Origin of the sequence: Stenotrophomonas sp. HITSZ_GD (assembly GCF_029543105.1) — a bacterium.
In the GTDB taxonomy this organism is placed as follows: Bacteria; Pseudomonadota; Gammaproteobacteria; order Xanthomonadales; family Xanthomonadaceae; genus Stenotrophomonas_A.
In genome coordinates this window covers 66,649-78,420 of sequence record NZ_JARQXB010000002.1, presented here as the reverse complement: position 1 = coordinate 78,420, position 11,772 = coordinate 66,649, and the positions used below count along the sequence as shown (strand labels likewise).

Here is an 11,772-nt window from a genome sequence, read left to right as displayed (position 1 = left end):
CCGCGACAGGCCGGGCGGGATCAGAACTTGTAGCGCAGGCCGAACATGTAGCGCGGCCCCAGCTGATCCACCGAATACAGCTGCTTCGAATTGCGGCCGTGCACCCGGGTGGTCTCGTTGGTGATGTTGATGCCTTCCAGCGAGAGCGTCAGGTAATCGGTCACGTCGTAGCTGATGTTCATGTCGAGCTGGCCGTAGGCCTCGGTGTACAGCGGGTTGGAACCCTTGCCGTCGCCGAGCGCGTTGAGGAACTCGTCACGCCAGTTGTACGCCGCGCGGATCGACCAGCCGTACTTCTCGTAGAACGCCACGAAGTTGGCCGAGTCGCTCAGGCCGGTGAGGGCGAACTGCGTGCCCAGCGCACCGTTGTTGTAGGTCAGGCCCGAATCCACCCAGGTGTAGTTCGCCGCCAGGCCGAAGCCCGATTCGCCGAACATGTGCTGGATGTTGAACTCCCAGCCGTCCAGCTTGTCGGAGCGGTTGTTGACCGGCTGGGACAGGTTGAACGGGATGACCGGGTCGCCCGGCTGGCCCACGATGGTGCCGGCGGCCGCGTTGACGCCTGGCTGGCCGTCGAAGTTGTCGAAGATGTAGTCGCGGATGCACGGACGGTCCGTGCTGGCGCAACCCGCGGCCACCGCCGCGTTCCAGTAGGCGCCGCCGGCCGGCGTATGCACGTTGTCATACGGGGTCTGCACGCTGGTCTGGGCAGCGATGAAGTTGTCGATCTTCTTGTGGAAGTAGCCCAGCGACATGTAGCTGGCGTCGGCGTAGTACCACTCCACCGACAGGTCGATGTTCGAGGACTCCAGCGGCTTCAGGCCCGGGTTGCCGGACGAACCGCTGCCACCGTCGAAGCGGGCCACGCCGCCCAGCGAGGTCGCCGCGTTCAGGTCGCCCCAGTTCGGGCGGCCCAGCGTCTCGCTGTAGCTGGCGCGCAGCTTCACCGAGTCGGTGAGGTCCACGCCGATGTCCAGGTTCGGCAGCCAGTACTTGTATTCGCCATCATCGCGGCGGAATTCCGAGCCGTTGTAGATGATGTTGAACTCGTTGGCACCGGCCCAGTTGATGCCCACCGGCGCCGGCTGCAGCGACTGCGACTGCACCTTGGTTTCCTCGTAGCGCACGCCCGCCGCCACGCTCACCGGCAGGCCCCAGTCGAAGGTGTTGCTCCAGCTGATGTACGCGCTGCGCGACTTCTCCTGCACGCGGCTGTCGCCGACGGTGCGGTTGGCCGTGCTGCCCGGCACCGGCTGGCCGGTGTAGTCGTAGGAGGCCAGGTAGTCCTCGGCGCTGCCCTTGCCCGCGCGCACCCACGCATCGGCCGCCAGCTGGCGGACGGTGGCGAAGTCGAAGCCGAAGAAGTCGTCGGTGAAGTTCGGGCTGCTCGCGCCGCCGAACTGGTCGAAGTAATCGCCCATGTGCTCCAGCTGCCACACCTGGTCCGGGTAGTCGGCCGCGCTGGTGGCGCCGCCCCAGGTGTCCAGCTGCACGTTGGTGAAGGCCGAGCGGTTGTGGTAGTTGGTCGAGGCCACGCCGAAGTTCAACTTCGAGTAGTTCTCGAACACGAATTCACCGCTGCCCTGCCACTGCTGGATCTCGGCACGGTTGTAGTTGTTGCTGAACACCGAGCCGGTCACCAGCATCTGCGCCGGGTCGATCGCGGTCATGCCGTTGGGCAGGATCAGCGTCAGGATCGGGAACTCGCCGCTGAAGTCGGCGATGTTGCCGGCGCGGAAGAAGCCGGCGGCGCTGAGCGTGTTGCTCGAACCATACGGACTGTCCGGCGTGGAGGTCGCCGAGGAGTCGTGGTAGTCCATGGTCAGGGTCAGCTGGTCGCTGACCTTCCACTCGACGTTGAAGCCCAGCGACTTGTTCTCGTGCTTGACCGCCGAGTCGCCCGCGCCGTTGGCGAAGTCCGAATTGCCGTTGTACAGCTCTTCGTAGTACAGCGGCGAGGAACCCGAGCCGGAGGTCCACGAACTCTGGTTCGGGGTCATGTTGAACCACACCGACATGTCGTTGCGACGGGTGTGGATCTTGTTCTCCGAATAGGTGTAGTCCAGCGTCGCGGTCAGCTCGTCGATCGGGCGCCACTGCAGCACGGCCTGGCCGTTGGTGCGCTTGCGCTCGACCGAGTTGACGCTGTAGCCCAGGCTCTGCGGCATGGAATACACGTCGTTGGGGCCCGGACGGTTGGTGATGTTCTCCGAACCCGGCTGGCCCGGCAGCGGCAGCGCCGAACCGCCGCCGAGGCCGTCGGCGCGCGGGGTATCGATGAACGGACGCCAGCCGTTGCCCGGGGCGACGAACGCCGAAGCCGAGCCGGAATCACGCTCCTGGTAGCTGCCGCTGATGCCCAGGCCGAACTGGCCGTCGGCCGAGGTGGTGCTGAAGATGCCCGACAGCTCCGGCGTCACCGAGCTGCCCTTCAGGCGGCTCGGCAGGTCGTCGTCGGAGGTGTCCCACACGCCCTTGGCGGCGGCGCTGGCGTGCGTGCCCGGGTTGTCGAGCGGCCGCGCGGTGCGGATGTTGATGGTCGCGCCGATGCCGCCGGTCGGGATGTCCGCGCGGCTGGTCTTGTAGACGTCCACCTCGGAGATCGACTCGGAGGCCAGGTCGCTGAACTCGAACGCGCGGCTGCCGGTCGAGGTCGGCATCTGCCGGCCGTTGAGCAGCACCAGGTTGAAGTCCGGGCCCATGCCGCGCACGGTCACGCGCGAGCCTTCGCCGTTGCTGCGGTCGATGGACACGCCGGAGATGCGCTGCAGCGACTCGGCCAGGTTGGAATCAGGGAACTTGCCGATGTCCTCGGCGACGATGCCGTCGACCACACCCTGCGCGTCGCGCTTGAGGTTCATCGACGAGGTGAGGCTGCCGCGGATACCGGTGACCTGCACCGTATCCAGCGTTGTGGCCGGGTCCTGCGAGGCGGCGGTGGCGCCGGTGCTGGCCTGGTTGGCGGTGGTCTGCGGATTGGCGTCCTGGGCAAAGGCCGGGCCCGCCAGGGCCACCATCAATGCCGATGCCAGGACACGCTTCTTGGGTACGAACTGCACTTGCTTCATGGAACTTCCCTCCCCGGAGTCGCGATGACGTGCTGTGGTGCTGCGTCGGTGTGCGCGCCATAGCCGCGACGGGCGGCTATAGCTGGAACTCATAAGTTCGGGGCGGATTGGAATCGCAATCTGACAGCGTTGTCAAACTTTGCGAAAAATCTGCAATGAATTCGCCATGAATCGCCGTTTTCCCCTGAAAACGATGTTGCGCCGCAACGCGCGGCGCGCGGGAAGTGCCTGATTCTGTTAGCGGTAACGGAATCTTACGGGGGCGATGTCCCGGCTCGGCCAAATTGTCCGAGGCCCGCCTGGCGGCGGGCTAGGCCGGCAGCCGGTGGACCTCGACGGTCACGTGGACCAGCTCCTCATGGACGGCCAGCATCGCGCGGAAGTCGTCCGCGTCCAGGGCGCTGTCGGTCACCAGCGAGACCACGCAGGCGAACTTGCCCCTGCCGACCCGCCACACGTGCAGGTCGCTGATGCGCGCCCGCACGTCGCCCTGCTCGATGACCTCGCGCACCTCCTCCACCACCGGCGCGTCCATCTCGGCATCGAGCAGCACCCGGCCGCTGCTGCGCAGCAGGCCCCAGGCCCACACCGTGACCAGCACCGCGCCGGCCAGGCCCATCACCGGGTCCAGCCAGTTCGCGCCCAGGTACATGCCGCCGAGCAGCGCGACGATGGCCAGCACCGAGGTGGCGGCGTCGGCGATCACGTGCAGGTAGGCGGAGCGCTGGTTGAGGTCGTGCGCGTGGTGGCCGTGGGCGTGCGCGCCGGGATGGGCGTGAGCGTGGACATGGCCGTGGTCGTGGTCGTGGTCGTGGTCGTGGTCGTGGGCATGGTCGTGGTGGCGGTGGTGGCCATGGTCATGGCCCAAGCCAGCAGGTGGGTGGTCATGACCGTGGGAATGCCCATGAGCGTGCCCGTGGTCGTGCCCGTGGTCGTGGTCACGCAGCCACCAGGCGCACAGCAGGTTCACCCCCAGCCCGACCACCGCGATGGCGATGGCCTCGCGGTAATGAATCTCGCTCGGCCGCAGCAACCGTTCCATCGACTGGAACGCCATCAACCCCGCCACGCCCAGCAGCAGGATGGCGCTGGTATAGCCGCCCAGGATCTCGATCTTCCAGGTGCCGAAGGCAAACCGCCCATCGCCCGCGTAGCGCCGCGCGCATGCGTAGGCGAACGCCGAAAGACCCAGCGCCAGCGCGTGCGAGCTCATGTGCCAGCCGTCGGCGAGCACCGCCATGGAGTTGAACCACCAGCCGCCGGCGATCTCCACCACCATCATGGCCAGGGTCAGCCACATGGCGCGGCGGGCGGCGCGTTCGGCACCGGCGTTGCCGGCGTCGAAGGCGTGGGAGTGGCGGCGTTGCGCGGCGGCGGCGTCGAGCGACATGACGGCGGGGTCCGATTGCATGGATACCCCCCTAGGGTATAGGGTCCGACCCCATGTCGCACGTTTCCCACAACAAGAAGGCCCTGCTCGCCCGCCTGCGCCGCATCGCCGGCCAGGTCGCCGGCCTGGAGAAAGCCCTGCAGGAGGACGCCGATTGCAGCGACGTGCTCGTGCAGATCGCCGCCGCCAAGGGCGCCATGCATGCGCTGATGATGGAGGTGCTGGTGGGCCACCTGGGCGAACACGTGGTCGCCGAGCCAGACGAAGCGCAGCGGCAGCGCGAAGCCGAAGTGCTGGTGTCGCTTCTCAAGGGTTTCGGAAAGTAGCTTCAATATCAATGGATTGGAGCATTTTTCGCAGGTAGTTTGGCAAGCCCGCCGGCCGTGCCTGTTCCCGTTCATCCAAAGCCTGTCCGGATTTTTCGCCGTTCGTGCGTTCCCCCAAGAGCCGTCCCCCGTGCCCGGTCCATGCCGTGCCCGGGGCGGCGCCCATGGAGCAACCCACAGACGGAGCTAGCGATGTCCCCCCAGTGCGAACACCCGGCGATGTCGTCGATGGTTGGCGACTCGGCCCCCATGCGTCACCTCAAGGGGTTGTTGCAGTGCTATGCGCGCTGCAACGCCTCGGTGCTGATCGAAGGCGAGACGGGCACCGGCAAGGAGCTGGTCGCCCGCGAACTGCACTACGCCAGCGCCCGGCGCGACCAGCCTTTCGTACCGGTCAATTGCGGCGCCCTGCCCGATACCCTGCTGGAAGCCGAACTGTTCGGCCACCGCCGCGGCGCCTTCACCGATGCGCGCAGCAGCGAGCAGGGGCTGGTGGAGTTCGCGCGCGGCGGCACGCTGTTCCTCGACGAAGTGGACTCGCTGTCCGCGCACGCGCAGACCACGCTGCTGCGCTTCCTGCAGAGCGGCGAGTTCCGCGTGGTTGGCGAACGCCCGGTACGCACCGCCGACGTGCGCGTGCTGGCCGCGACCAACGCGTCGCTGCCGCGGGCCATCGAGCAGGGCCGTTTCCGCAGCGACCTCTACTACCGGCTCGGCGCGCTGCAGCTCACGCTGCCGCCGCTGCGCGAGCGCGGGCACGACCTGCCACTGCTCGCGCTGCACCTGCTCGCGGACCTGCGCGAACGCTTCGCCCTGCCCGCCTGCGAATGGACCCCCGCCGCGCTGCAGGCGCTCGCACGCCACGACTGGCCGGGCAACGTGCGCGAACTGGAGAACGTGATCCTGCGCGCCTGCGTGCGCGTGGGCGGCGGGATGATCGGCGTGGACGACCTGGTTGCCGCGGCCGGCAGCGTGTTTGCCGCCGGCGCGCTGGCCCCGCCCGCGCCGGCGAGCGTGCCGCACGAAGAAGGGGTGCTGTCCTTCGCGGACGCCAAGCAACGCGCCATCGATCGCTTCGAGCAGGGCTACCTCACCCAGCTGATGGCGCGCTCCAACTACAACGTCAGCCGGGCCGCCACGCTGGCCGATACCGAACGCCGCCACCTCGGCCGCATGCTCAAGCGCCACGGCATCGGCCGCCCGGACTGAGCCGGGTCCGCCCGCACCCGCCGCCGGCGAAAAGCGGGCGCGCCCGCACCCACCTCCACTCGCAGCCGCCTTGCCCTCGCACTCCCGCCTTCGCGCGGGAGTGCTTGTTTTCAGGGCTTTTGCCGCTGCGCGCCGTGCGGCGGCCAGGCTGGCACGCTTGTTGCGATCTGCTTCCGTGAACCTACCGGAAGCGCCTGCATGACGCCCCATCCCGCACACGAGGAATCCCCGGACCCCGAAGTCGTCGAGGCGGTGCTGGCGTACCTGCGCACGCATCCGCAGGCGGCCGACACGCTGCAGGGCATCACCCGTTGGTGGTTGCCGCAGCAGCGCTACGAACGCGCGCTCGAACGCATCGAAGGGGTGCTGGAAGTCCTCGCCGCGCGCGGTGAGCTGCAGGTACGCGCGCTTCCCGATGGCACCGCCCTCTACGCGCTGGGGACTGCCCGTCCCGGCGACGCCTCCCCAGACCCGCGCTGACCCGCAAGGAGAACCGAAATGCCCGCTGCCCTCACCTACCCCGGTGTCTACGTCGAAGAAGTCTCCAGCGGCGTGCGCACCATCACCGGTGTCGCCACCTCGATCACCGCCTTCGTCGGGCGCGCCCTGCGCGGTCCGGTCAACGAGGCGGTGACGCTCAACAGCTTCGGCGACTTCGAACGCACCTTCGGTGGCCTGTGGCTGGACAGCCAGCTCGGCTACGCGGTGCGCGACTTCTTCCTCAACGGCGGCGGCCAGGCGGTGGTCGTGCGTCTGTTCCACCCGAGCTACAGCGACGACGGCGCGCGTGCCGACGCCGAAGCCGCCGCCCGCGCGGTGGCCGACGCCGCCGGCACCGGTGCGGACCTCGCCACCGTCGTCGCCAACGCCAGCGCGAAGGCGGCCACCTATACCGAGGAACCGGAGCAATCCGCCGCCAAGGCGGTGGCCGACGCGATCACCGCGGCCTCGCAGCTCGACGGCGCCAGCAAGGACAGCGCACTGGCCGCGGCACGCCGCGCGGCGGCACCCTCGCGCGCGCCGCTGGAAGCCGGCGGCCTCACGCTGCAGGCGGCCAGCGAGGGCCGCTGGGGCGGCAAGCTGCGCGCGGCGGTGACCCGCTCGGGCAATGCCGATGTCGCCACCGCGCTGGGCGTGGCGGTGGGCGACCTGTTCAACCTCACCGTGCGCGACGCCAGCCCCGGCGGGGCCAGCGAAACCTGGCTCAACGTCACCGTGGTGGAAAGCCCGCGCCGCGTGGACCGCGTGCTGGCGGCCGAATCGCGGCTGGCGCGCGCGGTGGCGCCGTTGCCGGCCACGGTCAGCGACGGTGTCGACGCGGTGAGCCAGGCCGAGGAAGACGTGGCCGAGGCCAAGCGCACCCATGACAAGACCGTGCGCGACGGCGGCGACACCGCCGCCAGCAAACAGGCGCTGGACGAGAAACGCACCGCCCTGCAGGCCGCCTACGCCGCCGCCGACAGCAGCGCCAGCGATGGCGGCGCGCTGGCCGCCACGGATTTCCTGCCCGAACTGGGCCTGGCACAGAAGCGCGGCCTCTATGCGCTGGAGCAGGCCGACCTGTTCAACCTGCTGTGCATCCCGCCCTACCGCAGCGACGACGGCGTGGCCTTCGACGCCGAGCCGGTGGTGCTCTCCGCCGCCACCGTGTACTGCGAACAGCGCCGCGCGTTCCACATCATCGACGCGCCCAGCAGCTGGGACAGCAAGGTCGAGGCCATCGACGGCCTGGACGAATTCGCCGACCCGCGCAGCCGCAACGCCGCGCTGTTCTTCCCGCGCCTGCGCCAGCCCAACCTGCTGCGCAACAACGCGCTGGAAACCTTCGCCGCCTGCGGCGCGGTGGCCGGCGTGTTCGCGCGCACCGACACCCAGCGCGGCGTGTGGAAGGCGCCCGCCGGCCTGGATGCCGGCCTGGTCGGCGTGCCGCAGCTCTCCGTGCCGCTTACCGATGCCGAGAACGGCGAACTCAACCCACTGGGCATCAACTGCCTGCGCGCGATGCCGGCCAGCGGCCGCGTGGTGTGGGGCGCGCGCACGCTGCGCGGCGCCGACCAGCTCGCCGACGAATACAAGTACGTGCCGGTGCGGCGCACGGCGCTGTTCATCGAGGAAAGCCTGTTCCGCGGCCTGAAGTGGGTGGTGTTCGAGCCCAACGACGAACCGCTGTGGGCGCAGATCCGCCTCAACGTCGGCGCCTTCATGCACAACCTGTTCCGCCAGGGCGCTTTCCAGGGCAGTTCGCCGCGCGATGCCTACTTCGTGCGTTGCGACAAGGACACCACCGCGCAGAACGACATCAACCTGGGCGTGGTGAACGTCGTGGTCGGTTTCGCCCCGCTCAAGCCGGCCGAGTTCGTGGTGCTGAAGCTGCAGCAGATCGCCGGCGCGATCGAAACCTGATCCCCCTCACCACCGGAGCACTTCCATGGCCCAGTTCACCGTCAACGCGCAGCGTTTCGATCCGTACAAGAACTTCAAGTTCCGCGTCAAATGGGACAACAAGTACGTCGCCGGCATCAGCAAGGTCGGCGCGCTCAAGCGCAGCACCGAAGTGGTCGAACACCGCGAAGGCGGCGACCCGAGCATCGCGCGCAAGTCGCCCGGCCGCACCAAGTGCGAACCGATCACCCTGGAGCGCGGCGTCACCCACGACAAGGAGTTCGAGCAGTGGGCGAACAAGGTCTGGAACTTCGGCGCCGGGCTGGGTTCGGAGACCTCGCTGAAGGACTTCCGCAAGGACCTCATCATCGAGGTCTACAACGAGGCCGGCCAGCTGGCCATCGCCTACCGCGTGTTCCGCTGCTGGGTGTCCGAGTACCAGGCGCTGCCGGACCTGGACGCCAACGCGAACGCGGTGGCGATCCAGCACATCAAGCTGGAAAACGAAGGCTGGGAGCGCGACGTGGATGTCGTGGAGCCGGCCGAACCCAGCTTCACCGAGCCGGCGTAAGCCCGCATGAGCGCGCCCGCCGCCCCCACCGATGCCCGCTTCCAACGCACGCTGCTGCGTGCGTGGGAGCAGTTGCATGGCGCCGGCGCCGATGCCCGTGCCGTCGGCCTGCTGCAGGCGGTGTGGCCGCAGCCCGAGCCGCAGGCGTGGCCGGCCGCGCCGATCGGCGAGCGCGATGCGGCGCTGTTCCGCCTGCACGCCGCGCTGTTCGGCCCGCGCCTGCAGACGCTCACGCACTGCCCGGCTTGCGGCGAGGCGCTCGAATCGCAGTTCGACTGCACGCAGTTCTTCTCCGGCGACGCCACGCCCCCGGCGCGCGGCGAAGCGCTGCAATGGCGGGAGCAGGAATGGGACATCGCGTTCCGGCTGCCCAGCAGCGCCGACGTGATGGCGCTGGACGAACACGACGCCGACCCGGCCGTGCTGGTCGCTGCCCTGTTGCACCGCTGCGTGCTCGACGCGCGCCGCGCGGGCCGCCCCGCCGACGTGGCCGAGCTGCCGCCGGCGCTGGTCGCGCGGTTGGAAGAACGCATGGCCGCGCACGATCCCCTCGCCGACCTGCGGCTGGACGTGTGCTGCCCCGCCTGTGCCACGCAGTGGTCGGCGGTTTTCGACATCGGGGCCTACCTGTGGGAGGCGTTCGACGACTGGGCGCAGGACCTGCTGGCCGAAGTGCACCAGCTCGCGCGCGGCTACGGCTGGCGCGAGCGCGACATCCTCGCGCTGAGCCCCGTGCGGCGGCGCTTCTACCTCGACCTGGTGACGCCATGAGCGGCTTCCTGCATCGCGTGCTGACCCGCCACGACGCCACGCTCGCGCCGCTGCGCCGGCTCCGGCCCAGCCTGTTCGAAGCGCGCGAGCCGGCGCCCGCGCCGATGCCCGAGGCGTTGCCGCTCGCGGTGGCCTCGCCATTGGGCCCGGCCCAGGTGGTGCATACGCGCGAGATTCACCACCACGCGGCGCCGCCATCGCCCGCGCCCGCGCCCACGGTGCGCTCGCACGGTGACGCTGAGCGCGGCCCGGCGGAACCGCCGGTGGCCTCGTCCGCCGCGCCGCTGCCCACGCCCCCCACGCTGCGCGCCCCGGTGCGCGAGCCGCTCGCGTCCGTCGCGCGCGTCATCGCACGCGATACCGCGCCCGCGTCTTCGCCGGCTACCGACGCGCCGCGTCGCCAGCACGATGCATCGCCGGAGGCGATCGGGCCGGCCCGGCGCGAGGCGCCGCGCAGGGAGGCCGCCGCGATGGCACCGCCCGCGTCGCGTCCCTCGCCGGCACCTCTCGCCCCGTCGCTGCCGGCCGCCGCCCTGCCGCTGCCGCCCCGCCTGCCGCAGGCGCAGCGCGCCACCGCCCCGGTCGCCCACCCTGCACGCCGCGCCGCGCTGCCCGCACCGGCGGAAACGCCCGTCCAGGTGAGCATCGGCAGCGTGGAGATCCGCGCCCATGCGCCGGCCAGCCCCACGCCCGCGCCGCGCACGCGCACCACCGCCGCGCCGCTCCCCAGCCTCGACGCCTACCTGCGAGAACGCCACGGAGGGCCGCGATGAGCAACGCGCTGGCCATCGCCGGTGTCACCGCCGCGCTGAAGGATGTGGTCGACCGCCACCTCGACGGCCTGGACCTGTCGGCCATCGGCAGCGTCGGCGTGACCGCGCTGCCGCTGGACCGCATCGCCACCGGCGACAACGAGCCCAACCAGATCAACCTGTTCCTGTACCAGGTCAGTGCCAACGGCGGCTGGCGCAACAGCGGCCTGCCCACGCGCGATGGCAGCGGCCAGCGCACCGCCAACTCGCCGCTGGCGCTGGACCTGCACTACCTGCTGTGCGCGTTCGCCAACCAGGAATTGAATGGCGACGCGCTGCTCGGCCTGGGCATGCAGGCGCTGCACGAAACTCCGATGCTCGACCGCGCGCGGCTGCGCGAGGTGCTCGGCCCGCCGGCCTCGCCGTTCGGGGCGTTCCCGGCCGAGAGCCTTGCCGACCAGGTCGAGTGGCTGAAGATCACCCCGCAATACCTCGGCGTGGAGGAACTCTCCAAGCTGTGGACCGCCGCGCAGGCGCACCTGCGGCCCTCGATGGCCTACCAGGTGTCGGTCGTGCTGATCCAGTCCGATGCCGCCGTGCGGGCCGCGCTGCCGGTGCTGCGGCGTGGCCCGGACGACCGCGGCCCGCGTGCGGTGGCCGCGGTGCCGCCCCTGTTACGCGCGCTTTCCAACCTCACCCTGCCCGCGCTGCGTGGCGGCCGCCTGGGCGACGTGCTGCAGGTGGACGCCGAGGGCGTCGGCGAAGGCACCGAGCTGTGGTTCGAACCGGCGCAGGCGGGCACGCGGCAGTCGCTGCCGCTGCTCGCCGATGGCCCGCGCCGCTGGCGCGTGCAGTTGCCGGCCGACACCGATGCCGGCGCGATCGCCGCGTGGGCGCCGGGCCTGTACACGCTGCGCCTGCGCACGCCCCGCGCGGAGGGACCGGACCTGCTCAGTGCGCCGCTGCCCTGGATGCTGGCGCCGCGCATCAGCGTCGCGCCGCTCACCGGCACCGCCGGCAGCGACCTCGCGCTGAGCTTCGAATGCCGCCCGCGCCTGCTGCCTTCGCAGCATGCCGGCGTGCGCGTGCTGTTCGGCACGCAGGACATCGCGCCAGGCCACGTGGATACCCCCGCCGACGACACGCAGCCCAGCGCGGTCACCGTGGTGGTGCCGGCCGCGCTGGCCGTGGCCGGCACGCATCCGCTCGCGTTGCGCGTGGAGGGCGTGGACAGCCTGCCGGTGCGCCTGGTGGATGGCGTGCCGCAGTTCGATCCGCAACAGACCGTGCAGCTGGACTGAGG

At 70.2% G+C, this 11,772-nt stretch carries 10 protein-coding genes; 8 read left to right on the top strand and 2 right to left on the bottom strand.

Annotation, left to right across the window (positions count from 1 at the left end):
• Window positions 1-20: 20 nt before the first annotated feature.
• Both P6166_RS02190 and P6166_RS02185 read right to left on the bottom strand, forming a co-directional pair.
• Window positions 21-3,068 (bottom strand): TonB-dependent receptor, encoded by a 3,048-nt coding sequence (locus P6166_RS02190; RefSeq protein WP_277762897.1) that lies wholly within the window; start codon window positions 3,066-3,068, stop codon window positions 21-23.
• Window positions 3,069-3,378: 310 nt separating this feature from the next.
• Window positions 3,379-4,458: a cation diffusion facilitator family transporter gene (locus P6166_RS02185; protein ID WP_277762896.1), complete on the bottom strand. Its 1,080-nt coding sequence runs from the start codon at window positions 4,456-4,458 to the stop codon at window positions 3,379-3,381.
• Window positions 4,459-4,511: 53 nt separating this feature from the next.
• Here P6166_RS02185 and P6166_RS02180 point away from each other — a divergent pair, with 53 nt between their 5' ends.
• From P6166_RS02180 to P6166_RS02145, 8 genes are all read left to right on the top strand, one after another.
• A complete protein-coding gene (locus P6166_RS02180; RefSeq protein ID WP_277762895.1) occupies window positions 4,512-4,784 on the top strand; it encodes a metal/formaldehyde-sensitive transcriptional repressor in 273 nt (90 codons plus the stop codon).
• A gap of 192 nt (window positions 4,785-4,976) precedes the next feature.
• Window positions 4,977-5,993 carry a sigma-54 dependent transcriptional regulator gene (locus tag P6166_RS02175; protein WP_277762894.1) on the top strand — a complete coding sequence of 339 codons (1,017 nt, stop codon included), beginning with the start codon at window positions 4,977-4,979 and terminating at the stop codon, window positions 5,991-5,993.
• A 198-nt stretch (window positions 5,994-6,191) separates the two neighbouring features.
• Entirely contained in the window at window positions 6,192-6,473 is a 282-nt protein-coding gene (locus tag P6166_RS02170; RefSeq protein ID WP_277762893.1) for a hypothetical protein, read from the top strand.
• Window positions 6,474-6,491: 18 nt separating this feature from the next.
• Complete coding sequence (locus P6166_RS02165; RefSeq protein ID WP_277762892.1) at window positions 6,492-8,396, top strand: phage tail sheath C-terminal domain-containing protein; 1,905 nt, start codon at window positions 6,492-6,494, stop codon at window positions 8,394-8,396.
• A 25-nt stretch (window positions 8,397-8,421) separates the two neighbouring features.
• Window positions 8,422-8,946 (top strand): phage tail protein, encoded by a 525-nt coding sequence (locus P6166_RS02160; protein ID WP_130318538.1) that lies wholly within the window; start codon window positions 8,422-8,424, stop codon window positions 8,944-8,946.
• Between the two features lie 6 nt (window positions 8,947-8,952).
• Window positions 8,953-9,717, top strand: coding sequence for a hypothetical protein (locus P6166_RS02155; RefSeq protein ID WP_277762891.1), 765 nt, complete (start codon window positions 8,953-8,955; stop codon window positions 9,715-9,717).
• On the top strand, window positions 9,714-10,490 hold the full coding sequence (locus P6166_RS02150; RefSeq protein WP_277762890.1) for a hypothetical protein: 777 nt from the start codon (window positions 9,714-9,716) through the stop codon (window positions 10,488-10,490). The genes P6166_RS02155 and P6166_RS02150 overlap by 4 nt, the downstream gene beginning before the upstream one ends.
• Window positions 10,487-11,770: a DUF4255 domain-containing protein gene (locus tag P6166_RS02145; protein ID WP_277762889.1), complete on the top strand. Its 1,284-nt coding sequence runs from the start codon at window positions 10,487-10,489 to the stop codon at window positions 11,768-11,770. The genes P6166_RS02150 and P6166_RS02145 overlap by 4 nt, the downstream gene beginning before the upstream one ends.
• Window positions 11,771-11,772 lie beyond the last annotated feature (2 nt).

Coding starts and splice junctions, on each gene's coding strand:
- P6166_RS02190 (WP_277762897.1), bottom strand. CDS start 3,068: ATGAAGCAAGTGCAGTTCGTACCCAAGAAGCGTGTCCTGGCATCGGCA.
- P6166_RS02185 (WP_277762896.1), bottom strand. CDS start 4,458: ATGTCGCTCGACGCCGCCGCCGCGCAACGCCGCCACTCCCACGCCTTC.
- P6166_RS02180 (WP_277762895.1), top strand. CDS start 4,512: ATGTCGCACGTTTCCCACAACAAGAAGGCCCTGCTCGCCCGCCTGCGC.
- P6166_RS02175 (WP_277762894.1), top strand. CDS start 4,977: ATGTCCCCCCAGTGCGAACACCCGGCGATGTCGTCGATGGTTGGCGAC.
- P6166_RS02170 (WP_277762893.1), top strand. CDS start 6,192: ATGACGCCCCATCCCGCACACGAGGAATCCCCGGACCCCGAAGTCGTC.
- P6166_RS02165 (WP_277762892.1), top strand. CDS start 6,492: ATGCCCGCTGCCCTCACCTACCCCGGTGTCTACGTCGAAGAAGTCTCC.
- P6166_RS02160 (WP_130318538.1), top strand. CDS start 8,422: ATGGCCCAGTTCACCGTCAACGCGCAGCGTTTCGATCCGTACAAGAAC.
- P6166_RS02155 (WP_277762891.1), top strand. CDS start 8,953: ATGAGCGCGCCCGCCGCCCCCACCGATGCCCGCTTCCAACGCACGCTG.
- P6166_RS02150 (WP_277762890.1), top strand. CDS start 9,714: ATGAGCGGCTTCCTGCATCGCGTGCTGACCCGCCACGACGCCACGCTC.
- P6166_RS02145 (WP_277762889.1), top strand. CDS start 10,487: ATGAGCAACGCGCTGGCCATCGCCGGTGTCACCGCCGCGCTGAAGGAT.